The organism is Streptomyces bambusae, assembly GCF_020532645.1.
Classification (GTDB): domain Bacteria; phylum Actinomycetota; class Actinomycetes; order Streptomycetales; family Streptomycetaceae; genus Streptomyces; species Streptomyces bambusae.
The window spans coordinates 1-23,330 of sequence record NZ_JAJAUZ010000101.1 but is presented as its reverse complement, the minus strand read 5'-3'; the positions used below and the strand labels follow the sequence as shown (position 1 = coordinate 23,330).

At 73.2% G+C, this 23,330-nt stretch carries 26 protein-coding genes and 1 pseudogene; 7 read left to right on the top strand and 20 right to left on the bottom strand.

Translation table 11 applies throughout. The features are described from left to right. The first annotated feature begins 633 nt into the window (after nt 1-633). Nucleotides 634-831, top strand: coding sequence for a hypothetical protein (locus tag LG634_RS36130; RefSeq protein WP_226740583.1), 198 nt, complete (start codon nt 634-636; stop codon nt 829-831). 318 nt (nt 832-1,149) lie between these two features. Here the strand turns inward: LG634_RS36130 and LG634_RS36125 are convergent, their stop codons facing one another. Then, nucleotides 1,150-1,353 carry a cold-shock protein gene (locus tag LG634_RS36125; protein WP_120089331.1) on the bottom strand — a complete coding sequence of 68 codons (204 nt, stop codon included), beginning with the start codon at nt 1,351-1,353 and terminating at the stop codon, nt 1,150-1,152. A 246-nt stretch (nt 1,354-1,599) separates the two neighbouring features. Further along, nucleotides 1,600-1,842, bottom strand: a complete 243-nt coding sequence (locus LG634_RS36120; protein WP_226740581.1) for a hypothetical protein — start codon at nt 1,840-1,842, stop codon at nt 1,600-1,602. Nucleotides 1,843-2,035: 193 nt separating this feature from the next. Between LG634_RS36120 and LG634_RS36115 the strand changes: the two genes are divergently transcribed. Continuing rightward, a complete protein-coding gene (locus LG634_RS36115) occupies nt 2,036-2,494 on the top strand; it encodes a TIGR03618 family F420-dependent PPOX class oxidoreductase (protein WP_226740579.1) in 459 nt (152 codons plus the stop codon). Nucleotides 2,495-2,570: 76 nt separating this feature from the next. Here LG634_RS36115 and LG634_RS36110 read toward each other — a convergent pair whose 3' ends face one another. Beyond that, complete coding sequence (locus LG634_RS36110) at nt 2,571-3,584, bottom strand: LLM class flavin-dependent oxidoreductase (RefSeq protein ID WP_226740577.1); 1,014 nt, start codon at nt 3,582-3,584, stop codon at nt 2,571-2,573. 159 nt (nt 3,585-3,743) lie between these two features. Here LG634_RS36110 and LG634_RS36105 point away from each other — a divergent pair, with 159 nt between their 5' ends. The 5 genes and pseudogenes from LG634_RS36105 (at nt 3,744) to LG634_RS36085 (ending at nt 6,361) form a co-directional block, all read left to right on the top strand. Next, the gene (locus tag LG634_RS36105) at nt 3,744-3,893 is read left to right on the top strand and encodes a hypothetical protein (protein WP_226740575.1); all 150 of its coding nucleotides are present in this window, start codon (nt 3,744-3,746) and stop codon (nt 3,891-3,893) included. Nucleotides 3,894-4,105: 212 nt separating this feature from the next. After that, nucleotides 4,106-4,858, top strand: a pseudogene (locus tag LG634_RS38535) (hypothetical protein); the annotation flags it as partial. Nucleotides 4,859-4,934: 76 nt separating this feature from the next. Beyond that, nucleotides 4,935-5,219 (top strand): hypothetical protein, encoded by a 285-nt coding sequence (locus tag LG634_RS36095; RefSeq protein ID WP_226740587.1) that lies wholly within the window; start codon nt 4,935-4,937, stop codon nt 5,217-5,219. A gap of 21 nt (nt 5,220-5,240) precedes the next feature. After that, nucleotides 5,241-5,564: a hypothetical protein gene (locus LG634_RS36090; RefSeq protein ID WP_226740585.1), complete on the top strand. Its 324-nt coding sequence runs from the start codon at nt 5,241-5,243 to the stop codon at nt 5,562-5,564. Then, complete coding sequence (locus LG634_RS36085; RefSeq protein WP_226740573.1) at nt 5,555-6,361, top strand: DUF4037 domain-containing protein; 807 nt, start codon at nt 5,555-5,557, stop codon at nt 6,359-6,361. The genes LG634_RS36090 and LG634_RS36085 overlap by 10 nt, the downstream gene beginning before the upstream one ends. 633 nt (nt 6,362-6,994) lie before the next feature. Here LG634_RS36085 and LG634_RS36080 read toward each other — a convergent pair. The 17 genes from LG634_RS36080 to LG634_RS36000 form a co-directional block, all read right to left on the bottom strand. Then, nucleotides 6,995-7,315 (bottom strand): acyl carrier protein, encoded by a 321-nt coding sequence (locus LG634_RS36080; RefSeq protein WP_226740572.1) that lies wholly within the window; start codon nt 7,313-7,315, stop codon nt 6,995-6,997. A gap of 4 nt (nt 7,316-7,319) precedes the next feature. Next, nucleotides 7,320-7,898 carry a nuclear transport factor 2 family protein gene (locus tag LG634_RS36075; RefSeq protein WP_226740570.1) on the bottom strand — a complete coding sequence of 193 codons (579 nt, stop codon included), beginning with the start codon at nt 7,896-7,898 and terminating at the stop codon, nt 7,320-7,322. A gap of 66 nt (nt 7,899-7,964) precedes the next feature. Next, nucleotides 7,965-8,198, bottom strand: a complete 234-nt coding sequence (locus LG634_RS36070; protein ID WP_226740568.1) for an acyl-CoA carboxylase subunit epsilon — start codon at nt 8,196-8,198, stop codon at nt 7,965-7,967. Further along, nucleotides 8,195-9,829: an acyl-CoA carboxylase subunit beta gene (locus LG634_RS36065; RefSeq protein ID WP_226740566.1), complete on the bottom strand. Its 1,635-nt coding sequence runs from the start codon at nt 9,827-9,829 to the stop codon at nt 8,195-8,197. Before LG634_RS36065 ends, LG634_RS36070 begins: the two co-directional genes overlap by 4 nt. A 7-nt stretch (nt 9,830-9,836) precedes the next feature. Beyond that, a complete protein-coding gene (locus LG634_RS36060; RefSeq protein WP_226740563.1) occupies nt 9,837-10,643 on the bottom strand; it encodes a 4'-phosphopantetheinyl transferase family protein in 807 nt (268 codons plus the stop codon). Further along, complete coding sequence (locus LG634_RS36055) at nt 10,640-11,125, bottom strand: acyl carrier protein (RefSeq protein ID WP_226740561.1); 486 nt, start codon at nt 11,123-11,125, stop codon at nt 10,640-10,642. Before LG634_RS36055 ends, LG634_RS36060 begins: the two co-directional genes overlap by 4 nt. 51 nt (nt 11,126-11,176) lie before the next feature. Beyond that, entirely contained in the window at nt 11,177-12,652 is a 1,476-nt protein-coding gene (locus tag LG634_RS36050) for an MFS transporter (protein WP_226740559.1), read from the bottom strand. A gap of 38 nt (nt 12,653-12,690) precedes the next feature. Continuing rightward, nucleotides 12,691-15,135: an SDR family oxidoreductase gene (locus LG634_RS36045; protein WP_226740556.1), complete on the bottom strand. Its 2,445-nt coding sequence runs from the start codon at nt 15,133-15,135 to the stop codon at nt 12,691-12,693. Between the two features lie 4 nt (nt 15,136-15,139). Next, nucleotides 15,140-16,084, bottom strand: a complete 945-nt coding sequence (locus LG634_RS36040) for an aromatase/cyclase (RefSeq protein ID WP_226740554.1) — start codon at nt 16,082-16,084, stop codon at nt 15,140-15,142. Nucleotides 16,085-16,147: 63 nt separating this feature from the next. Then, nucleotides 16,148-16,933 (bottom strand): 3-oxoacyl-ACP reductase FabG, encoded by a 786-nt coding sequence (fabG, locus tag LG634_RS36035; protein ID WP_226740553.1) that lies wholly within the window; start codon nt 16,931-16,933, stop codon nt 16,148-16,150. A 154-nt stretch (nt 16,934-17,087) separates the two neighbouring features. Continuing rightward, nucleotides 17,088-17,366 (bottom strand): acyl carrier protein, encoded by a 279-nt coding sequence (locus LG634_RS36030; protein ID WP_226740551.1) that lies wholly within the window; start codon nt 17,364-17,366, stop codon nt 17,088-17,090. A gap of 195 nt (nt 17,367-17,561) precedes the next feature. Then, on the bottom strand, nt 17,562-18,776 hold the full coding sequence (locus LG634_RS36025; protein WP_226740549.1) for a ketosynthase chain-length factor: 1,215 nt from the start codon (nt 18,774-18,776) through the stop codon (nt 17,562-17,564). Continuing rightward, on the bottom strand, nt 18,773-20,044 hold the full coding sequence (locus LG634_RS36020; protein ID WP_226740546.1) for a beta-ketoacyl-[acyl-carrier-protein] synthase family protein: 1,272 nt from the start codon (nt 20,042-20,044) through the stop codon (nt 18,773-18,775). The genes LG634_RS36025 and LG634_RS36020 overlap by 4 nt, the downstream gene beginning before the upstream one ends. Beyond that, complete coding sequence (locus LG634_RS36015) at nt 20,041-20,370, bottom strand: TcmI family type II polyketide cyclase (RefSeq protein ID WP_226740544.1); 330 nt, start codon at nt 20,368-20,370, stop codon at nt 20,041-20,043. The genes LG634_RS36020 and LG634_RS36015 overlap by 4 nt, the downstream gene beginning before the upstream one ends. A gap of 61 nt (nt 20,371-20,431) precedes the next feature. Further along, on the bottom strand, nt 20,432-21,901 hold the full coding sequence (locus LG634_RS36010) for an FAD-dependent monooxygenase (RefSeq protein WP_226740542.1): 1,470 nt from the start codon (nt 21,899-21,901) through the stop codon (nt 20,432-20,434). Nucleotides 21,902-21,955: 54 nt separating this feature from the next. Continuing rightward, nucleotides 21,956-22,936: a questin oxidase family protein gene (locus LG634_RS36005; RefSeq protein WP_226740540.1), complete on the bottom strand. Its 981-nt coding sequence runs from the start codon at nt 22,934-22,936 to the stop codon at nt 21,956-21,958. 72 nt (nt 22,937-23,008) lie between these two features. Continuing rightward, nucleotides 23,009-23,330 (bottom strand): acyl-CoA carboxylase biotin carboxyl carrier protein subunit (locus LG634_RS36000; protein ID WP_226740539.1); only part of this gene is annotated, 322 nt, incomplete at its 5' end.

Genomic DNA, 23,330 nt, shown 5'->3' with positions numbered 1-23,330 from the left:
CGAACTACCCTTCGGGTAGTTGCTCCTCTGCTCCGCTCCGGAGCAGTGATTCCCCTCCGCTGCGCTCCGGGGACCGGCCTTCGGCCGGCTCTTCCTCCGCTTCGCTTCGGAATCTTCAGCGCTACGCGCTGAAGATGAAGGGTCCCCAAGCGCTGCGCGCTTGGCAGGGGAACCCCCTCCGCTGCGCTCCGGGGACCGGCCTTCGGCCGGCTCTTCCTCCGCTTCGCTTCGGAATCTTCAGCGCTACGCGCTGAAGATGAAGGGTCCCCAAGCGCTGCGCGCTTGGCAGGGAAACCGCCTTCGCTGCGCTCCGGCGGGCTGGCCTTCGGCCAGTTGCTCCTCCGCTTCGCTCCGGAGCAGGGAACCGCCTTCGCTGCGCTTGGGCGGGGCCCCCTTCAGGGGCCTGCTCCTCCGCTTCGCTTCGGAATGTTCAGCGCGTAGCGCTGAAGAACGGGAGCCCCAGCGCTGCGCGCTGGGCAGGCCGCCTTCGGTACCGGCTTCTTTGCTTCGCTGCAGGGTTGGTCCTGCTTTCCAGGACTGGGGAAGGGTCTTTGGCCGGGGGGCTTTCGCTGTTTTGGACCAGTCGGGTTCCGCTGAGGTTATCCAGGGCGCGGAACCGGCTTCACGGGCCGGATGACCCGTTTTCATAAGGTCTGCCGGCTTCCGGCCGGCCTTTCTCTTCTTCGTTTCGAAAGCCTCGGCGCCGTCCTCGCGATCGGCACGGGGTTGCTCATCAAGTTCGCACCCTCCTGGGCCGATCCTGCGAACATCACCCTCGCCACCGCCGCACTCTTCGCGGTCCTGATAGCCCTGCTCCAGCGACGCCGGTAGCACCAACTGCGCGGGACCCGGCCAGGGGGAGGCGGGGTGGCCGGGCCACACGCGTGCACTTGCTTGGCAGGATGCTGCCGATGCCACAGGAGCAAGCTCCGGGCGGCTCCGGCGGCCGCCAGCCCGCGCCCGGCAGGCCGAGGGTGGCGAGGGCGGCGCTCGGCGCCCTCGCCGGGCCACTGCCGTCGTCGGCTATATCCGCAGTGAACTCGACCAGGAGACCCTGGGCTTGGACGCCACCGTCTTTGCGTAGACGTCTTGCAGTTGCTCGGCGGCGATCCACTGCCGGCTCGAAAGGGCCGCAGGGGTGGGGCGGGGTCAGATCGCGCGGACCTGCTGGGCTTGCGGGCCCTTCTGGCCCTGGCCGATCTCAAACTCGACCCGCTGGCCCTCGTCCAGAGACTTGTAGCCGTTGCCCTGGATCTCCGAGTAGTGCACGAAGACGTCCGGGCCGCCGCCGTCCTGCTCGATGAACCCGAACCCCTTCTCCCCGTTGAACCACTTCACACTGCCCTGAGCCATTGCACGGATCCCTTGCTTCACGGCCACCCGCACACTGCAGGCAGCACGCGCGGATCCTCCCCCGGGCGGGGAGAAGGAAACTCGGCAGTCCCGCTCATGACTCGAACGGAGCAACCGTGGGGCGGGGTGGTCCGCCTCTGCACACGCGGGTGGTTCATATTTGGTGTTGGATGAACTCTGGGGCGGGGTGTGATCGCCGGGATGCCGTACGGCCGGCCCCGTGTCGGCCCGGGGCGGCCGGGTGGGTCAGTAGCGGACCCAGAGGGTGATGATGTCCGGGCGGTCGGCGCTGAAGGGCTCGCAGAAGAAGACGGGGCCCCAGATGTGGTAGCCGCGCCGGGCGGCGTCCACGCATTCGGTGTACGAGGCGTGGTTGCTGCGGGCGTAGAAGCCCGTGCCGGGGACGGCCTCGGCGGTGCCCGCCGTGCCGAGCGCGAGGGCTCCGGCGGTGACGGCGGTGGCGAGAGCGGCTGCTGTGCGGCGGTACATGGCATGTCCTCCTGAAAATGCCGGGGATGCCCGGCAGAGTGCCTGACGATGCGATGTGGTGCGGTACGTGCAGGCTGCGCAGCCAGGCACGAACGTACCGGTACGGACCAGACCGCACAATAGGTCTAGGCCAATATGCCGCCATCTTGATCGAACTCGGAATGGGCGGGCGGGCGCGGTAGTTGAACCCTGCATGAGTCAAGGTCCCGCGCCCCGCCCCCTGTCCGACGACGCCCTGTCCGAACTGCTGAGCAGTCAGCAGTTCGGCACCCTCGCCACCAACAAGAGCACCGGCCATCCGCACCTCACCACCATGCTGTACCACTGGGACGCCGAGGCCCGGATCGTGCGGTTCTCCACCACCGCCGACCGCGTCAAGGCCAAGCCGCTCCGGCGGGACCCGCGGGCCGCCGTGCACGTGCCGGGCGGTGACGTGTGGTCGTTCGCGGTGGCCGAGGGGGAGGCCGAGGTCTCCGAGGTCACGGCCGTGCCGGGTGACGCAACCGGGCGGGAGCTGCTGGGGATGATCCCGGAGGCCGCGAAGCCTCAGGACGAGCAGGCCTTCCTGGAGCAGCTGGTCGCCGAGCGCCGGGTGGTGATCCGGTTGAAGGTGTCCCGGCTCTACGGGACGGCCCTCGACGTCAACGGTTAGGCGGACCTCCCCTTCGCTTCGGAAGCCCCCGGCGCACGGCGCTGGGGGCTTGCCTTTGGGGCCGGCGTGGTCCGGGTTACGGGAGGAGGTGGCGGGCGAGGGTGGTCATGCCGGGTTCGGGGTGTGCGGGGTGGAGGAGGAGGTCGGTCACGCCTGCGTCTTCCAGGGTGGTGAGGAGGTGAGGGAGGCCGGATCGGGGGGTGATCAGGGCGAACTTGTCCAGGAGCGAGGGGAGGACGAGGGGGCGGTCTTCGGTGGGGAGGGGGCCCAGGTAGTTGTGGTGGAGGGGGGTGGTGCCTCGGAGGTGGAGGAGGTGGGTGACGGCGGCGGATTCCTGTGGGGGGAGCATGGCGCGGAAGGACGGGTTCTCTGCGGCGAGGATCAGGGCGGTCAGGGCGATGTGGCCGGTGGCGTCCTTGGCGGCGTTGCCGTACCGGTCCTCGCCGTCCGCGAGGACGTGGAGGGAGGTCATGAGGTAGGAGGGCGTGGCCTGGTCGGTGGTGGCGGCGGCCCGGTGGGCGCGGGTGAGGGCGGACCAGGCTTCGGGGGCGTGCAGGGCGAAGGAGATCAGGCCGGTGCCGAGGCGGCCGGCGACGGCTGCGGCTTTCGGGCCGATGGCGGCGATGGCGAATTCCACCGGGTCTTCGGTGTTGACGTGGCCTTCGGTGTGCAGGAAGCGCACGCTGCTGGTGCGGGTTCCCTCGCGGTAGTCGGTCTCGCGGCCGGCGGTGAGGTCCTGGAGGGCGGCTGTGAACGATTGCAGTTCGGCCGTTTTCAGGGGCGGCATGCCGAGGGTGCGGCGTGCGGTGTTGCCGGTGCCGACGCCGCAGATGATGCGGCCGGGGGCGAGGGCGTTGAGGGTGGCGAGGGCGGCGGCCGCAGCGGGGGCGGAGCGCAGGGCCGGTGAGGTGACGCCGATGCCGAGCCTGATGCGGGTGGTGGCTTTGGCGCAGAGCGCGAGGCTGACGAACGGGTCGCCGTGGAGCATGGGCGTGTCGTACACCCAGAAGCTGGTGTAGCCGAGTTCCTCCGCGCGGGCGGCCAGGTCTTCCAGGCGGGGGCGTGCTGTCGTGACGATGCCGAACCGCATGCTGGTGCCTTTCGCCCGGGTGCCGTGGCCGAACGATCCACGGTCGCGTGGGCAGGTCGGTGGCGCAACGCCGGGCTTGCGGCGTATCGGGCTCGGTCGGGTGCGGGTGCGTTCCGCCGTTCTTGGCGGCCGGGGGCTCCGGGGGAAGTCGAGTGGGATTTGCTGTCGGACCGGGCGCGGGTCCAGACGCGGGTGCGGCACGCGCAGGCGGGCCGGCCGTACGACCTGCGGCTGACGCTGAGTCCGTTCGAGTGCCACAAGGTCGTCAAGCCGGCGCGGCTCGGCGCGCATCCCGTGGTGTGGTGGTGAGCGGTGGCGACGGACACGAAGGAGACGGAAGAGGCGGGGACGGGGCGGTCGGCGGGCGCCCGGGTGCCTGCGGCGGCGGCGGTGGCGGCGGTGCCGGTGCCGGTGGGCTGGCGGGCCGTGGCGAAGGTGATCGGGGCCGATGCGGTCTTCGAGCGCCGGGAGTTCAGGGTTCCCAGCCCGCCAACGTGCTGCTGTTGCAGCAGACGCTGGACATGCCGTCGGAGCAGTTCGGGGTGGGACGCACGGTGTCCGCGGTCGCGGCGTTGATCTGCGTGTTCCCGCTGCTGTCGGCGGCGGACCGGTGGGGGACGCGGCGGGCGGCCCGGATCTCGCACGGGGTGCAGGTGCTGTGTATCGCGGCGATGTTCGCCGTCACCGGGTTCGTGTCGTACGTGCTGCTGCTGGTGGGGCTGACCGTGGTCCGGCGGGTCGCGGACACGCTGCGGATGACGCTGTCGACGGAGCTGTCGGGCGGCGCGGGGGACGCGGCGGGGCGGGCGCGGAGCGCGTTCCGGTCGCTGACGCATGCGGGGTTCGCGCTCGGGAGCGGGTGCGCGGCCCTGCCGCTGGCCGTCGGGGGGCGGGCGGGGCTGGGAGTGGCGGTCGGCATCTACGCGGTGTCCGCCCTCGTCGGTTTTCTCGCGCTGCCGCCGGGGCGGGCGCGCGGGGCGGGGCCGGAGGCGGCTGTGGGGGCGGCGCCGGCCGGGAAGGCGGGGCGGTCGGGGCTGCGGGGGCTGGTGTCCGACCGGCGGTTCACGGCGGCGCTGGGCATCGCCGCCGTGTTCAGCCTCGCGGACACCGTGCTGACGCTTGCGCTGCCGCTGTGGCTGGTCGCGCGCGGGAACGTGCCGACGTGGGTCCTGGCGCCGCTGCTGGTGGTCAACATGCTGCTGGTCGTCTTCCTCCAGGCGCGCCTCGCGCGCAGTGACGACAGCGTGCGGTCGCTGCGCCGGTACTTCCTGCGTGCGGGCGCCATGCTGGCGATGGCACTGGTCCTGTACGCGGCCTCCGACGGGGTCAGCGGGTGGCGGGCGGCGGTCCGTGCTGCTGCTGGGCACGGCGGCGCTGAGCCTGGGCGACATCTTCGCCTCGGGGCTGACCTGGAGCCTGCCCGCGGTGTTCGCTCCCGCCGGGCAGCTGAACGTCTACAACGGGGCCGTGTCCTCGGTGACCACGCTGCGGGACACGGTGGGGCCGCTGCTGATCGCCGCGGTCCTCGCGGAGGGCGGGGCGCCGGCGTGGTGCGCGGGGGCGGTGGTGTTCCTCGCGGCGGGCTGCGTGGGGGCCTGGGCGGTCGGGGAGAAGGGCGAGGGGAAGGGCGGGTAATCCGTTCCGGGAGGAGCCACGGTGGAGTGCGTGGCCGAGGCGGCCCGGGCCGTCCGACTGCTGACCCGGGCCTGGTTCGAGCAGCTGCAGGCCGGGGCCGGTGCGGACGACGAGACCGGGCTGCTCGTCCGGGCGCACTTCCTCGGCGGCGCCGTGCTCGCCGTGATCGGCGGCTGGGCCCGGGGGGTGTTCGGCCGGGAGGGCTCGGATCCGAGGGGCGCCGCCGGTGTCGAAGGCGTCGCGTGGGGGCTGGCGCGGGGCCGGGTCCAGGGGGTGTGGTCGTCCTGCCCTGACCTGTGCCGACGGGCGGGCGGGGGTGGTGAGAGACTCGCCGGATGGACATGATCATTCAGGGGATGGCGGACCGGCTCGTGAAGGTTCCGGGGGTGGTCGGCGTGCTGCTCGGCGGGAGCCGGGCGCGCGGGGAGCACCGGCCGGGGTCGGACTGGGACCTGGGCGTGTACTACCGGGGAGAGCTCGACCTGGCGGCGCTCGGCGAACTGGCCGGGCCGGGGGTCGAGGTGGCCGGGCCGGGGGGCTGGGGGCCCTGGGTGAACGGCGGGGCGTGGCTGCAGGTCGAGGGGGTGCAGGTGGACTGGATCCTGCGGGACCTGGACCGGGTGGAGCGGGTGTGGGAGGACTGCACCGAGGGCCGGTACGAGGTGGGGATGCAGGCCGGGCACCCGCTGGGGTTCTGGTCGCCGTGCTACGCGGGCGAGGTGGCGCTGGGGAAGGTGCTGGCCGACCCGACGGGTGAGCTGGCGGAGCTGCGGGAGCGGGCCGGAGTGTATCCGGAGGCGCTGCGGGAGGCACTGGTCGCCGGCACCTGGGAGGCGGGGTTCCTGCTGGCCGGGGCGGCGAAGGGGGCGGAGCGGGGGGACGCGCTGTACGTGTCGCTGTGCCTGTCCCGGGCGCTGGGGGTGCTGGTGCAGGGGGTGTACGCGGCGGATCGGCGGTGGTGCCTGAACGAGAAGGGGGCGCTGGCGGTGGCCGAGGGGCTGGGTGTGGTGCCGGAAGGGTTCGGGGCGGGGGTGCGGGCGTTGCTGGGGGCGCCGGGGGGCACGGCGGAGGAGTTGGTGGCGACGGTTGGGCGGGCGCGGGTGCTGGTCGAGGAGACGGTGTCGGCGTTGCGGGGGGTGTGACAGGGCTCTGGCCCGGCGGGGCTTGAGTTCGGGGCCTCCGCCCCGGGCCCCGGTCCTCAAGCGCCGGACGGGCTGGAATTGCCCAGTGCCCGGGCTTCGGCTGCCGGCCCGCCGGAGGGCGGGAAGTGCCCGGCCGGGCCTTGCTTGCGGACGGGGGGCGGGGCCGGGCCCCGGCAGAATTCGGGGCTCCGCCCCGGACCCCGGTCCTCAAACGCCGGACGGGCTGGAATTACCCCCGGCCCCGGCCTTCGCTGCCGACCACCCACAGGCGGGAATCGCCCCCAGCCCCGGCTTTCGCTGCCGACCACCGGCGGGCGGGAAGTGCCCCGGCCCGGGCCTTGCTTGCGGACCGGGGGCGGAGCCGGACCCCCGGCAGGACACGGGGCTCCGCCCCGGACCCCGGTCCTCAAACGCCGGACAGGCTGGAATTACCCCCGGCCCCGGCCTTCGCTGCCGACCACCCACAGGCGGGAAGTGCCCCGGCCGGGCCTTGCTTGCGAACCAGGGGCGGAGCCGGACCCCCGGCAGGACACGGGGCTCCGCCCCGGACCCCGGTCCTCAAACGCCGGACAGGCTGGAATTGCCCCCGGCCTTCGCCGACCACCCGCAGTGCCCCCCAGCCGGCCGGGGGGGTCAGGCTGCGGTGGGGGTGAGGGGGGTGGGGTGGTCCATCAGGTCGGAGAGGAGGGCGGCCAGTTCGGTGACCGAGTTCTCGCGGAGCAGGTGGCCGGTGCGGACCGGGATCTGGAGCGCGGTTTCCAGCTTGCGCTGGAGGGCCAGGGCCGTGATGGAGTCCACGCCCTGGCTGTACAGCGGCCGGGTGCGGTCGATGCGGTGGGCCGGCGGTACGTCGAGGTGGCTGCGCAGGTTCTGGCAGAGGTACGTCTCCAGCGCCTGGCGCCGGGCTTCGCCGCGGGCGGCGCGCAGTTCGCCGGTCGGGGGGAGCGTCGACACGGTCTCATCCCTTCTTCGGGTGGGTGGGGTCGTCCTGGGGGCGCGGCCGCGGCAGCGGCTGGGAGCGGCGCAGGGTGCGCGGGCTGGGGCCGGGGCGGGGTCCCTCGCCGTCGGACCACAGGAGGTTGAAGCGCCAGAACCGCAGTCGCCAGCCGTCGGCGGTGCGCACCGCCTCGCCCTCGCTGTAGCCTCCGATGTCGAACCGGCCGCCCGGGTCGGGGCCGTCGCCGAGGTGGATGTGCGAGGCCAGCAGGTGGGCGCGGACCAGGGCGACGTCACCGTCCAGGGTGATTCCGTAGTTCGCGCTGAGGTGGTGCGTCCGGTCGAACCGGGACTTCTTCTCGAAGTGGAAGCGGGCCAGTCCCTCGCGGCCGTGGACGTTGCCGACGGGGAACTCCAGCCGGCAGTCGTCGGTGAAGACGGACGCGGTCCAGTCCTCGTCGAAGCCGTGTTCGTCCTGGGTGTCGAGCAGGGTGACGTACCGGTCGATCAGTTCGGCGATCTCTGCGCGGTCGGTCAGCACCCGCAGGCGGTCGCGGAGTTCGGCGATCTCCTCCGGGGTGACGGCGGTGGCGGCGGTCATCTCTGGATCGGACTCCTTGGTGGACGGCTGCGGCCACCCCGCGGGGCGGGGTGGCCGCGGGGGCGGTCAGGCGGCCCGGCTTCCCGAGGACGGCCAGCCGCGGGGGTCGGGGCGGGGGCGCACGAGGTCGCCGCGGTGCCAGCCGGCGGTGGCGGTGCGCTCCTGGAGGCCCGGGCCCGCCGCGGCCAGTGCGGCGGCCCGGGCCAGCAGGACGGTGGTGAGGGCGGCGATCTCCTCGGCGGTCGGCTGCCCCTTGACCACTTTGAGGACGAGGGCGTCCTGCGCCGGGTCCCGGCTCACTGCGGCGGGTTGCCGTGCTTGCGCGACGGCAGGTCGGCGTGCTTGTTGCGCAGCATCGCGAGGGACCGGATGAGGACCTGGCGGGTCTCGCGCGGGTCGATGACGTCGTCGACGAGGCCGCGTTCGGCCGCGTAGTACGGGTGCATCAGTTCCGCCTGGTACTCCTTGATCTTCTGCTGGCGCACCGCCTCCGGGTCGTCGGCGGCGGCGATCTCCCGGCGGAAGATGACGTTGGCGGCGCCCTCGGCGCCCATCACGGCGATCTCGTTGGAAGGCCAGGCCAGGGCCAGGTCCGTGCCGATGGAGCGGGAGTCCATGACGATGTAGGCGCCGCCGTACGCCTTGCGGAGCACCAGCGAGATGCGCGGCACGGTGGCGTTGCAGTACGCGTACAGGAGCTTCGCACCGCGCCGGATGATGCCGTTGTGCTCCTGGTCGACACCGGGCAGGAAGCCCGGCACGTCGATCAGGGTGACCAGCGGGATGTTGAAGGCGTCGCAGAACTGCACGAACCGCGCGGCCTTCTCGGAGGCGTCGATGTCGAGCACGCCCGCGTACGACTGAGGCTGGTTGGCGACGATGCCGACGACCTGGCCGTCGAGGCGGGACAGGGCGCACACCACGTTGGTCGCCCAGGCGGGGTGCACTTCGAGGTAGTCGCCGTGGTCGACGATCTCCTCGATGACCGAGCGGATGTCGTAGACCTGCTGCGGGTCGTCGGGGACGAGTTCGAGCAGCCGCTCGGTGCGCCGGGTGGCGGAGTCGGATGCCGGGGCGGGGGGCGGAAGCTCCCGGTTGTTGGAGGGGAGCAGCGACAGCAGGTACCGCACCTCCTCCAGGCAGGTGTACACGTCGTCGTACGCGAAGTGCGCGACGCCGGAGGTGCCGGCGTGCACGTCGGCGCCGCCGAGGCCGTCCTGGCTGATCTCCTCGCCGGTGACCGCCCGGACCACGTCCGGTCCGGTGATGAACATCTGGGAGATGTCGCGGACCATGAACACGAAGTCCGTGAGGGCCGGGCTGTACGCGGCTCCGCCGGCGCACGGGCCGAGCATCACGGAGATCTGCGGGATCACGCCCGAGGCCCGGGTGTTGCGCTGGAAGATGCCGCCGTAGCCGGCCAGCGCCGAGACGCCCTCCTGGATGCGTGCGCCCGCGCCGTCGTTGAGGGAGACGAGCGGGGCGCCCGCTGACACGGCCATGTCCATGATCTTGTGGATCTTCGCCGCGTGGGCCTCGCCCAGCGCTCCGCCGAAGATCCGGAAGTCGTGCGCGTACACGAAGACGGTGCGGCCGTGCACGGTGCCCCAGCCGGTGATGACGCCGTCGGTGTAGGGGCGCTTGTCCTCCAGGCCGAATCCGGTGGCCCGGTGCCGACGGAGCGGCTCGACCTCGGTGAAGGAGCCTTCGTCGAGCAGGAGCTGGATCCGCTCGTGGGCGGTCAGCTTGCCCTTGGCGTGCTGGCGCTCGGTGGCCAGCGGATCGCCGTGCCGGGCGGCCTGCTTGATCAGGCTCAGCTCTTCCAGGCGTTCCGCGGCGGTCCAGTGGCCGCGGTGCTCGCGCTCGTGCAGCCGCGGGCGCGGTGTGACGGCTCTGTCCTTGATCTGGGTGGTGCTCTTCTCGTTCGACATGCGTGGGTCACGCTCCTGAGTCTGTTGCGTGGTCCGCTGCGCCCTGGGGGCGGAGATCCACGGTGCCGCCGGCGTACAGGGCCTCTCCTGGCAGTCTGCGGACGGTGATGTGGCCGGGGCGGTCCCCCAGCACGGCCACCGCCGCGTTGTGGCGCGGCCCGGCGGGGATGTCCAGGAGGGTCCAGCCCGCCGGCCGCCGGTGGGCCTCGGCGCCGAGGTAGTCCTCGGCGGGGTCCCGGGACAGTCCGGTGCCCAGGGCCTTGAGGTACGCCTCCTTGCGCGTCCACACCCGGCCGAAGATCTCGCGTCGCTCTTCGGTTCCGGCGTCCTCCAGTTCCCGGCGTTCGCCGGGGTGGAGGGCGGGCGTGCACACCTCCACGGTCTCGTCGCGCGGCAGCCGCTCGACGTCGATGCCGACGACCGTCTTGGAGACGGCGATGGCGGCCATGCCGTGGCTGTGGGCGAGGGAGAAGTGCAGCGGCGGGTCGGGGTGGGTGACGGCCGGGCGCCCGTGCGGCTCGCGGCAGCCGGGGCAGGGTTCCCGTACGAACGGCACGTCGGCCGCGGCCATGCCGAGGTAGGCGCCCAGCAGCCGGCGCAGCGCGATGTGCGCCGAGGCGTAGGTGATGCCGTCGGTGGGGCGGACGAAGGTGGCGGCCCGCTTGCGCTCGGCCTCGCTGAGTTCGTCCATCTCCAGGTCCGCCGCCCGGTCGGGATGCGGGCGGCGGACCAGCCAGACGTCCAGCCCGTCCTGGGCGGGGAGGGCGTCGGCGCGTGGTTCCGGTTCGGCGAGGAGCGCCGCGCGGCCGGTCACAGCACGCCCGGCGCGGCGTGGGCGGCCGCGTGCAGGGAGTCGCCGTGCTTGTGGGGGCTGTCCTCGGGGCCGAGCTGGCCGGCGAGGCAGTCGATCAGCTCGGCGGCGCTGTTGGCGCGCAGCAGCCGCTGAAGGTCGACGCCGACCTGGAGGGCGGCCTCCATGCGGCGCTGGAGTTCCAGGCCGTTGATCGAGCCGATGCCCAGGCTGTTCATCGGCCGGCCTACGGTGTCGATCTCGTGCGGCGGGACGCGCAGGACGCGGGAGAGTTCCTGCCGGACGTAGGTGTCGATGAGGCAGGTGCGCTCTTCGAAGGTGCAGGCGGCGAGCACGGCCAGGCTCGGCGGCTCGACCTCCGGCGGGTCGTACTCGGCGCCGAGGTCGAGGTCCCAGTCGTCGAAGTCGTCGAAGTCCTCGAAGTCCTCGAAGTAGGCAGGGTCGTCAAGTTCGTCGAGAACCCGGGAACCGGCTGTCTTGTCCATGATGCTGACTCGTCCTAAAGCTGAGGGTGGGTGGTCGGGCGTACCGGCCGGTCAGACCGGCCGGGCCGGGCCTCGGCGGGGGGCTCGGAGCCCGAGGAGCGCAGTGAGCAGGCCGATCGCGCCGAACACGGCGACCAGGGCCAGTGCGGGCCGTGCGGTCGTGAGCAGCGGGGCTGCCCCGCCGGCCCCGGCCGGGTCCGCGGCGGCGGCCATCAGGGCGGCCACGGGAGCCAGCGCGAGGGCCGCTCCGACCTGTACGGCCGTCTGGTAGAGGCCGGTGGCGGCGCCGCGTTCGGCGGCCGGCACGCCGGCGGTGGCCTGCATGTTGAGCGCGGCGAAGGACAGTACGAAGCCGGCCCCGACCAGCAGCAGGACCGGCAGCAGGGTGCCGGCGTAGGGCAGCGGCCCGTCGGCGCGCAGCAGCAGCAGCAGGTATCCGGCGAGCGGGCAGAGTGCACCGGCGGCGATCAGCCGGGGCGCGCCGAAGCGGGCCACCATCCGGCCGGAGGACAGGGCGGTCACGGCCAGGGGCGCGGCGGCCGGCACGAGGGCCAGTCCGGTGCGCAGCGGTGACCAGCCGGCCGCGGCCTGGAGCTCGTGGGTGAGGATGAACAGCAGGCCGAGGTACGAGCCGTTCAGGCAGGCCGCGCCGACGGCGGAGCGGACCATCGCCGTGTTGCGGAGGGCCGCGAAGTGCACGAGCGGCCGGCTGGTCCTGCGTTCCACGACGACGAACGCCGTGAGCAGCGCGGCGGCTGCGCACAGCAGGCCGGTGGAGTGCGGGTCCGCCCAGCCGTGGGCGGGCACGGCGGTGATCCCCTGGACGAGGGCCACGATCGCGCCGGCGAAGGTGGCCGCGCCGGTCACGTCGAAGTGCCGGTAGGCCGCGCCCTCGGGCAGCGGTGCGGCGTCGGGTTCCGAGCCGGGGATCAGCCGCAGTCCGCACAGGAACAGCAGCAGGACCACCGGGGCGGGTGAGGCGAAGGTGAGCCGCCAGCTGATGGAGGTCAGCCAGCCGGACAGCAGCAGGCCGGCGGTGAACCCGCCGGCGCCGAACAGCGTGTAGACCGACAGGGCGCGCCGGCGGAGCGGTCCTTCGGGGAAGGCGGTCGAGATGATCGCGAGCCCGGTGGGTGCGGTCAGGGCGGCACAGAAGCCCTTGACCACCCGGGTCGCGATGAGCAGGCCGGGTTCCTGGGCGAGCGCACTGACCAGGGAGGCCGCGGCGAAGCCCAGGAGCCCGGCGAGGTAGACGCGGCGCCGGCCGAGCACGGCGACGACGCGTGCGCCGAAGAGCATGAGGCCGCCGAATCCGACGGCGAACCCGGTCATGGTCCACTGCACCGCGGTGAGCGGGAGCCGGAGGTCCGTGCCGATCGCGGGCAGGGCCACGACCGCCACGGACACTTCCAGGGCGTCGATGAGCATGTTGCCGGCGAGGACCAGCAGCAGGCCCCACAGCCGCAGGTTCCAGCGCCCGTCCGACGGGGAGGCGAGGACCGCGGGGGGCGGGTACGTACGGGTCACATGCGCCTCCAGCCGTGTTCGTCGGGCGGGTGGGAAGGTCAGCCGAGGAGGGTTCCGCCGGTCGCGTCGACGAAGGAGCCGGTGATCCAGCGGGCGTCGTCGGACACGAGGAAGGCGACGACATCGGCGACGTCGCCCGGCTCGCCCACCCGGTTGAACGCCGACAGGCCCGCCATGGCCTCGACGGCCTCGGGGATGTCGAAGAGGGGGTTGCCGTTGCGGGTGATGCCGGGTGCGACGGAGTTGATGGTGATGCTGCGGGGGCCGAGCAGCTTGGCGTAGTGCAGGGCGAGCATCTCGACGGCGCCCTTGCTCATCGCGTACGCGATCTCGTCGGGGTTGGCGAACCGGGTCAGTCCGGAGGAGATGTTGACGATGCGTCCGCCGTCCGGCATGTTCGCCAGCGCCCGCTGGATGATGAAGAACGGTGCCTTGGCGTTGACCGCGAAGATGCGGTCGAACTGGTCAGGTGTGGTGTCCTCGGCCTTGACCCCGCCCATCACCCCGGCGTTGTTGACCAGGATGTCGAGGTCGGTGGTGCCGGTGCGCTCCTTCAGGCCCGCTTCGAGGCCGAGGAACAGCTCGTGGACGTCGCCGGGCGTGCCCAGTTCGGCCTGGACGGTGAAGGCCCGGCCGCCGTCCTTCTCGATGCCCTCGACGACGTCGGCGGCCGCGTCGGCGCCGGTGGCGTAGTGGACGGCGACCAGCGCGCCTTCGCGGGCCAGCCGCTGGGCCGTTGCGCGGCCCATGCCCCGGCTCGCGCCCGTGACGAGCGCGGTCTTGCCGGTCAGCTTCCCCATGGTGACTCTCCTGCCGTTGCCTTGTGATGGGTGGTGCGGGGTCGGGTGCGCACGCCGGACGGCGGGCGCGGGGCCGTGCGGGTGCGCGCCGGCGGGCTCGTGCGCGGCGTCGGGCTCGTGCGCGGCGTCGGCGGCGAACCAGGTGCCGAGCGCGGCGGCGAGGGACGCTTCGGAGGCGCCGGCCCAGGCGACGTACCCGTCGGGCCGGACCAGGACTGCGGCCGTGCCCGTGAGGGGGCCGGCGGCTTCCGCCGGGTGGGCGGTCACCGTGTCGACGGTCCGGGTGTAGGGGGCCGCCGCCGCTGCCAGCCGGGTCCGGGTTTCCGGCTCGGCGGTGAGGACCAGCAGGACTCCGCGGGCGGACCTCAGCAGGTCCAGGGTGCTGTCCGGGCCGGTCAGGGGTACGGCCGGCAGGCGTGCGCCGGTCAGCGGGTGCGGCTCGGTCCGGCTCCGGTCCTGGACCTGGACCTGGACCTGGACCTGGTCCTGGTCCTGGCCGGGCCCGGCGGCCGGGTAGCGGATGTCGAGGCCGCTGACCATGCCCGCCAGGTGGGCGCGGACGTTCTCGTAGGCCGTGAGTTCTCCCACCACCCGGCGCAGCGCGTCGACCTCGGGACCGCCCAGCAGCAGCCGCGCCTGGGCGCGGATGTTGGACAGCACCCGCCGTCCGACGGCGTGCCGTTCGTCGTGGTAGGAGTCGAGGAGCCCTTCGGGGGCGGTGCCTCGCGCGGTGGCGGCGAGCTTCCATCCCAGGTTGACCGCGTCCTGCAGGCCCAGGTTGAGGGCCTGGCCGCCGATGGGCATCTGGGCGTGGGCCGCGTCGCCGGCGAGCAGCAGCCGGCCGTCCCGGTAGGCGGTGGCCTGGCGGGAGGCGTCGCCGAAGGCGTTGACCCACAGCGGCGTGCCGGCGGTGATGTCCTCGCCGGTGACGGCCAGCCAGGACTCTGCGATGTCGTCGAAGGACGCCTCTCCGGCGGGGCGCGGGGCGCGGCCGAATTCGTGGACCATCACCCGGGTCACGCCGTCGCCGCGGCGGGCTGCGATGGCCAGGCCCGCCTCGCGGCGTTCGAAGCGGCGGTTCGGGATGTCGATGCCGTCGACGTCGGCGCGGATCAGTTCGCGTCCGGCGTCGTTGCCGGGGAAGGCGAAGCCGCCGAGGCGGCGCACTGCGGACTGCTCGCCGTCGCAGCCGACCACGTACCGGGCGGTGACCTCGACGCTGCCGCCGTCGGGGCCCTGGGCCCGTACGGTGACGTGGCCGGGGTGCCGGTCGAGTCCGGTGACGCGGTGGCCGCGGCGCACGTCGGCGCCCAGGCGGGTGGCCCAGGCGCCGAGCAGCTTCTCGGTGTCGACCTGCGGGACCTTCCACTGGCCCGGGTAGGGGCCGTCCAGGCGCAGGTCCATGGGCAGGCCGCCGAAGTGCCCCATGGGCTCGTGCGGGGGTGTGCCGAGTCCCCGGGGTGCGTCGAGCAGGCCGCGCTGGTGGAGGATCTCCATGGTGCGGGCGTGCAGTGTGGAGGCGCGGGACTCGGTGGTGGGGAGGTCCCGCTGCTCCAGCACGATCACGTCGGCGCCGCCGAGCCGCAGCTCGCCGGCGAGCATGAGCCCGACGGGGCCCGCGCCGACCACGACGACGTGCGTGTCCACGGGGGTGGCGGCCGTGCCGCCGGCGCCGGCTGTCATGGTGTCAGCGCCTCGCCTCGGCGTAGGCCTTGGCGTGGCCCAGGGTGGCGCGGCTGTTGGTGCTCAGCGCGGTCCGGACGTATTCCGTGGCCTCCGCGACGCCGGCCTCGGGGCCGAGGATCGCGGTGATGTTCTCGGGGCGCAGCACGACGGTGTGCTGGGACGAGGCGGTGGTGCCGGCCGGCGTCTCGCGGAAGGTCCAGTAGCCGGTGTGCAGGTTCATCAGGGCGGGCAGGGTGGTCTGCTTGTACGCGATCTTCTCGCTGGGCAGGCAGACCCGGTACGACTTCGTGGTGTGGGTGGAGCCGTCCTTGGCGCGGGTGTCCATCTCCAGCGTCTGGAGGCCCGGGGTGTCCTCGGTGAGCCGTACGGTCGCCACGTGCGGGAGCCGCTCGGACCACAGGCCGGCCTCGTTGACGAAGTCGTAGAGGTCCTTGGCGGCACCGTCGACCTCGATGGTGTCCTCGAAGGAGAACGTCAGCTCCTCGGAGGCGGTGGCGAGTTCGACGTTGGTCTTCAGCGCGGCCAGTTCGGAGCGGGAGTTGCGGTCGACGGCCTCGTCGATCCAGGCGAGGCCCGCCGGGTCGTCGTCGACGGCGGTGTAGTCGTGGAGCAGCCGGACCCGGGACTCGGTGTCCGAGAGCGGCTCGATGATCCAGGTGCCGCCCATGGTGGCGACCGGCGGGGTGGAGACCTGCTGGCGGAAGGTGATGCGCAGGCCCTCGGGGTCGAGGAGGCGGCGGGAGGTCCAGTTCTTGGCCTCGCCGTTGGCGGTCGCCCAGATCCGGATGAGCTCCTCCTGGCCGGAGCGTTCCAGGTGGTCGACGTAGATGGTCGGGGGGAAGATCCGCGGCCAGTTCTCCACCTCGGCGATCAGCCGGTAGACGTCGGTGGCCGGGGCCGAGATCGTGATCTCGTGCTCCACCTCGCGCAGCACGGACTCGGGCATGGGGGAAACTCCTCGGAGAGATTGCGGGTACGAAGACGGGTACGGCGCGGCCGGGCGGGCCGGTCAGAAGTTGCCGAGGCCGCCGCAGACGTTGAGGGCCTGCGCGGTGATCGAGGCGGCGGTGTCGGAGGCCAGGTAGCCGACCAGGCCGGCGACTTCCTCGGGGGTCGAGTAGCGCCCGAGCGGGATCTTCGACGTGAACTTCTGCATGATCGCGTCTTCGGAGGTGTCGTAGGCGGCGGCGTAGCCGGCGCGGACCCGCTGGGCCATGGGGGTCTCGACGTAGCCGGGGCAGACGGCGTTGACGGTGATGCCGGTGGGGGCCAGCTCGTTGCCGAGGGCCTTGGTGAAGCCGACGACGCCGTGCTTGGAGGCGGAGTACGGGGCGCCGAGGACGACGCCCTGCTTGCCGGCGGTGGAGGCGATGTTGATGATCCGGCCGCGGTCCTTGTCGCGCATGCCGCCGGTGTTGAGGACGGCGCGGGTCAGGCGGAAGACGCTGTTGAGGTTCGTCTCGATGACGTCGTCCCACAGCTCGTCCTCGATGTCGGCGGTCACACCGCCGCCGGACCGGCCGGCGTTGTTGACCAGCACGTCCACGGTGCCGAAGCGGTCCACGGCGGCCTGCACGAACGCCTGGACGCTCGCGCCGTCGCGCACGTCGAGGGTGGCGCCGTCCACGTCGAGGCCCTCGTCCCGCAGTTCCTTGACGGTGGTGGAGACCCGTTCGGCGTCGCGGGCGCCGATGAAGACGCGGTGTCCCTGGCCGGCCAGCAGCCGGGCCACGGCGAGGCCGATTCCGCTGGTGGCCCCGGAGACGAGGGCGACCCGCTGGTGGTTGTCGGTCATGACTGCTGCTCCCCTGGAAGGCGTGAGGGTGTGAGGGTGTGAGGGCGTGAAGAGGTGGGGGCGGTGCGCCGGCGGCGGACGGGCCCCGGGCGCGGGTGGTGCCGGCCGGGCGCCGGCAGGGTGCCGGCGCCCGGCGGGGCGGGGGCGGGGCGGGTCAGGCCGCGACGGGGGCCGCGGCGCCCGCGAGGTGGGCGGTGACCGCGTCGAGCAGGGCCCGGGGGGTCTTGGCGTCGCTGATGACGTTGTCGTCGAGGGTGATCGCGTACTCGCGCTCGATGCGGCCGCAGGTCTCCAGCAGCGCCAGCGACTCGTAGCCGAGTTCCTCGAACTCCATGTCGAGGATGTCGCCGTCGAGGTCGACGTTCTCGTCGGCTCCGGCGCCCTCGCGCAGGATGCGCTTGAGGTCTTCGAGCGTGAATGCCTCGGTAGCCACGCGTTTCGTCCTTTCGGTGGGTGTGGGGTGGTGCGTGCAGGGACGTGCGAACGCCCGCCGCCCGGCCGTGCGTGGGGAGAGAGGCCGGGCGGCGGGCGCCGTGGGGGACGCGCTCCGGAGATCCGGAGCGGCGTCGGCGGGGCGGGGCCGAGGGGGGCCGCCCGGCACGGGGTGTCCGTGCGCGGCGGCGGGGCCTCAGGCCGCGCGGACGACCAGGGCGGCGTTGAAGCCGCCGTGGCCGCGCGCCAGGATCAGGGCGGTGCGCAGGTCGGACGTCCGCGGCTGGCCGCAGACCAGGTCCAGGTCGTGCCCCGGGTCGGGCTCGACGTGGGTGGTGGCGGGGATCAGGCCCTCGCGGATGGCGAGCAGCGCGGTGGCCACGTCCAGGGGGGCGGCGCCGGAGTACAGCCGGCCGGTCATCGTCTTGGGCGCCGTGACGGGCACGCCCTGCGGCCCGAACACGGCGTTGATCGCCTCGGCCTCGATGCGGTCGAGCTCGGGGACCGCCGCGGCGTCGGCGAAGACGACGTCGACGTCGCTCGCGTCCACTCCGGCGTCGGCGAGGGCCACTTCGATGGCCTTGCGCAGGCCGGGCTCGCGGCCGCTGCCGGGAGCCGGGTCGAAGGTGGCTCCGTAGCCGGCGATCTCTCCGTAGACCTCGGCGCCGCGGGCCAGCGCGGCCTGCTCGTCCTCGAGGATGAGGATGGCGCCGCCCTCGCCGGGGACGTGGCCGGCGGCGGCCTCGTCGAAGGGGAGGTAGGCGCGGTCGGCGGCCTCGCTGGTGGACAGCCGGCCGCCGGCCAGCTGCGCCACCCAGCCCCAGGGGCAGATGGAGGCGTCGATGGAGCCGGAGACGATCAGTGCGGTGCCCTTGCGGATCTGCCGGCGGGCCTGCGCGAGGGCGTCGAGGCCGCCGGCCTGGTCGGAGACGACCACGCCGCTGGGGCCCTTCATCCCGTTGCGGATGGAGATCTGGCCGGAGTTGACGGCGTAGAACCAGGCGAAGGACTGGTACGCCGACACGTGCTGGCTGCCCTGGCTCCACAGCTTCTGCAGCTCGCCCTGGCCGAACTCGAAGCCGCCGGAGGAGCTGGCGGTGACCACGCCCATGGAGTACTCGGGCAGCGCCTTGGGGTCGACGCCCGCGTCTTCGAGGGCCCAGTCGGTGGCGACCAGTGCGAGGCGGGTCATGTGGTCGGTCTGGGCGAGCAGCCTGCTGGGCAGGTGGTCGGCGGCGCTGAAGCCGGGGACCTCGCCGGCCAGCTTGGCCGGGTACTGGGCGGGGTCGAAGCGGGTGATGCGGCTGATGCCGGTCTTGCCGGCCCTGGTGGCGGCCCAGTACTCCTCGGTGCCCAGCCCGTTGGGGGCGGCGATGCCGAGTCCGGTCACCACGACGCGGGGGGTGGTCATGCCAGGCTCCTCTCGGGGCGGGCGAGCACCATGGCGCTCTGGAAGCCGCCGAACCCGCTGCCGACCGTCAGGACCGCGTCGGTGCGGTGCTCGCGCGCCGTCAGCGGTACGTAGTCCAGGTCGCACTCGGGGTCGGGGGTGTGCAGGTTGGCCGTCGGAGGCACGACGTTGTGCTTCATGGCCAGGACGGAAGCGGCGATCTCGATGGAGCCGATGGCGCCGAGCGAGTGCCCGACCATCGACTTGATCGAGGACACCGGGGTCCGGTACGCGTGGTCGCCGAGGCTCTTCTTGAACGCGGCGGTCTCGTGCCGGTCGTTCTGCTTGGTGCCCGAGCCGTGGGCGTTGATGTAGTCGATCGCGTCGCCGTTCATGCGGGCCTCGTCGAGGGCGACGGTGATCGCCTCGGCCATCTCCGTGCCGTCGGGGCGCAGGCCCGTCATGTGGAAGGCGTTGCAGCGGGAGGCGTAGCCGGCGATCTCGGCGTAGATGTGGGCGCCGCGCCGCCGGGCGCTCTCCAGCTCCTCCAGGACGAACACCGCGGAGCCTTCGCCGAGGACGAAGCCGTTGCGGGTGCCGTCGAAGGGCCGCGAGGCGTGCTCGGGGTCGTCGTTGCGCGGGGTGGTGGCCTTGATGGCGTCGAAGCAGGCCAGGGTGATCGGGGAGATCGGGGCGTCGGAGGCGCCGGCCACCATGACGTCGGTGGAGCCCTCGCGGATCAGCTCGACGGCGTGGCCGACGGAGTCCAGGCCGGAGGTGCAGCCGGTGGAGACCACCGTGGCGGGGCCCTCGGCGCCCACCGCCCAGGCCACCTCGGCCGAGAAGGAGCTGGGCACGAGGTAGTTGTAGAGGTGCGGGACGGCGTAGGTGTGGTCGACCAGGTCCAGCCGGCCGCTGTCGCTGACGACCCGGTACTCCTCGTCGAGGCCCATGGTCGCGCCGACGGCGCTGCCGATGGTGACGCCCGTGCGGTACGGGTCGAGGGCGGTGAGGTCCAGCCCGCTGTCCGCGACCGCCTCGCGGGCGGTGACCACGGCCATCTGGGCGGCCCGGTCCATGCGGCGGATCTCCTGGGTGCTCAGGCCGTGCTCTTCGGGATCGAAGTCGGCCTCGGCGGCGACCCGGGAGCGGAACTGCGAGGAGTCGAAGAAGGTGATCCCGCGGGTGGCGGTGCGGCCCTCGCTCAGCAGGTTCCAGAAGTTGCCGCTGCCCACCCCGCCGGGGGCGGTGACGCCGACTCCGGTGATGACGACGCGCCTGCCGCTCACGCCCGGCCCTCCCAGTCGTAGAAGCGGGTGGCGACCGCGTCGGCGGGAGACCGCCAGGTGGCCGGGTCGTAGGCCTCGATGAAGGGCTTCAGGTCCTCGCTGATGCGGACGAAGCGCGGGTCGGTCTTGGCCGCCTCGATCAGCTCGCCGCCGTTGTCGTGGTCGAAGTCCTGGAGGTGGAAGTACAGGCCGCGGTAGGCGAAGAGCTGGCGGCGGCGGGTGCCCATGAGGTGGGGCATGTCGGTGCCGTCGAACTCCTTGAACAGCCGGGCCACGTCGTGCTGTCCTGCGGGGTCCATCCGGGCCACGATCAACGTGCTGTGCATGGTCTCTCCTTCAAAGGAAACGATTCATCGGCGCGCGGTGCGGTGCACCCGGCGGCGGGGTTCAGCGGGCCGGGCCGAACCACCGCTCCAGCGCCATCTGCAGGTCGCCGTGGCTGCCGGGCGCGGCCCACGCGACGTACCCGTCGGGGCGCACCAGCACGGCGGTGGTGCCGGTCAGCGGGCTGCCCTCGGGCAGGCCGGCGGGCGGGGCGGTGACGATGTCCACGCGGTCCAGCCAGGGGGTGGCGCGCGAGCGCAGCCCGGCGTTGTCGGCGAAGTCCAGCAGGACGCCGCGGGCCGGGCGCAGTGCTTCGGTGCTGGAGCCGACGAGCCGGTGTCCGGCGAGTCCGACGTCGGGCAGGCGGCGGCCGAGCAGGGGGTGTGCTCCGCCGTCGAGTGCGTAGCGGATCTCCAGGCCGGAGACCATGGCGGCGAAGTGCCGGCTGACCTCGGGGTAGCGGATCAGCTCGTTCAGCACGTCGCGCAGCGGCTGGACCTCGGCGCCGGAGAGGAACAGCAGGCCCTGGGCCTGGGTGTTCATCATCAGCCGCTCGCCGACCGGGTGCCGCTCGGCGTGGTACGTGTCGAGCAGTGCCTCCGGGGCCCGGCCGCGGACCACGGCGCCCAGCTTCCAGCCGAGGTTCACCGCGTCCTGGATGCTGGTGTTCATGCCCTGGCCGCCGGCCGGGAGGTGGATGTGCGCGGCGTCGCCGGCCAGCAGGACCCGGCCGCGCCGGTACTCGGTGACCAGGCGGGTGGCGTCGCCGAACGAGGACACCCACACCGGTTCGGCGTGCGAGATGTCGTCGCCGGTCAGGCGCTGCCAGGCGGCGGCCACTTCCTCCCAGGTCGGGGGCTTCTCGCGGCGCTGGGGCGGGGTGCCGCGCTCGCACACGATCAGCCGGGTGATGCCGCCGGGCAGCGGGCCGACCATGACCATGCCGCCGGGCAGGGTCTCGCCGATCATCCGGGGGGCGAGCTCGATGCCCTTGACGTCGGCGAGGAACATCTCCAGCGTGGCGGCGGTGCCGGGGAAGTCGAAGCCGACGGCCTTGCGGATGGTGGAGCGGCCGCCGTCGCAGCCGACGAGGTATTCGGCGCGCAGCGTCTCCACGCCGGCGGGGCCGCGCACCTCGACCTCGACGCAGTCCTCCTTCGTCGTGACGGACAGCACCTCGTGGCTGCGGCGGATGTCGGCGCCGAGCTGCGTCGCCCACTCCTCCAGCACCGTCTCGGTCGCCGACTGCGGGATGGTCTTGGCGGCCTGGTGCGCGCCGTCGAGCACGCCGAAGTCCACCGGCAGGCCGCCGAAGTGGCCGACGTTGCTGACCTCGATGTCGCCGAAACGGCTCAGCAGGCCGCGCTGGTCGAAGATCTCCATGGTGCGCGCGGTGAAGCCGAGCCCGCGGGACTCGCCGGTGCGCGCCGCGAGCTTCTCCAGGACGATGACCTCGGCCCCGGCGAGGCGCAGCTCGCCCGCGAGCATCATGCCCGCCGGTCCCGCGCCCACGACTATGACTGGTGCGTCCATGACTCTCCTCGTTGGGTGCCGCCGGGACGGCGGGGAAGAACGGGTCGGTGGGGCTCAGGGGGTGTAGAAGCGGCGCAGGCCCTGGTTGGCGACGTGGGCGGCGGCCGCATGGCGGGGGTCCGGGGCCAGTGCCTCGTGCCGTACGGCGACTTCGGCGAGCTTGATGGCGTGCTCGTCGCCGATCTCGACGGCCTCGGCGAACAGCCGCCCGACGTCCGGTGCTTCGGGCAGTGCGGGCGCGGGACCGGTGCGCGGGCCGGCCTGGAACCACCGCAGCATCTTCCGGCTCGTCTCGCGGGCGGCCTCGTACGAGGGCCGGCGCTGGGCGGGCGGGAGGTGCGGGACGACCAGCCGGACCGCGGCGGGGCCCGTGATCGCGTGGATGAGGGGAATGGGGTGGCGCTGGGCGGTGGTGGCGTAGATGCCGGCGTACTCCGCGACGAGCGCGTCGAGGTCGGCGGCGGTCCGTTCGGCGGGCTCCGGGAGGACGACGGCTCCGGCGGTGTCCGCCGGGGTGCGGTCGGAGCCGTCGGGGCCGGGGCCGGAGTAGCGGGCAGCCCAGTAGGCCAGGCCCTGCGCGAGTTCCCCGCGGCGCAGGGCGTCGTCGCCGCCCTCGCGGGCGACGGCCCGCACCGCGTGTGCGGTGCGGATGACGCCGTGGGTGAGGACGCCGGACATGCCGGGCAGCAGCCGGGGCCACCAGCGGGCCAGCACGTCGGTCCAGGGGCCTTCGTCCAGTTCCCGTACGAACAGGGCGGTCCAGTCCGCGACCCGGCTGAAGTCCCCGAGCGCGGACTGCCAGTCGGAGCGGTCGGCGGGGTCGATCGTCCACCGTGTTTCGGGGACGTCGTGGTAGGAATGCGCGCGCAGGATGTGGTCGACCCATCCGGGGACTTCGTCCGCGTACCCCATGTGGGCCAGCGCCTCGGCCGCCATGGGGGCGTGGTTGACGAACTGGGGGCCGTGCTCGAAGCCGGTCCCGCGCAGGCGGTCGAGGGCCTCGGTCACGGCGTCGCCGTAGGTCAGTCCAGGCATGGTTGTCCGTCCTTGCACTCGCTGGTTCCGCCAGTGCCCGGTGGTGCTCCGGTCCCGCCGGGCGAGGGGGTGTCAGTTCTTGATCTCGCAGATGGTGGCGCCGGAGGTGAGGGAGGCGCCGACTTCGACGCCCAGGCCGACGATGGTGCCGGAGCGGTGGGCGTTGAGGGGCTGTTCCATCTTCATGGCCTCGAGGACGACGACGAGGTCGCCCTCGGCGACCTGCTGGCCCTCCTCGACCGCGAGCCTGACGATGGTGCCCTGCATCGGGGACGCGAGGGTGTCGCCGGAGGCGGCGGGGCCGGACTTCTTCGCGTTCCGGCGGGGGCGTACGAGCGTAAGGCCCGCGGGGCCCGCGGGCTGCACGAGGCCGAGCGAGGCCGGCAGTACGACG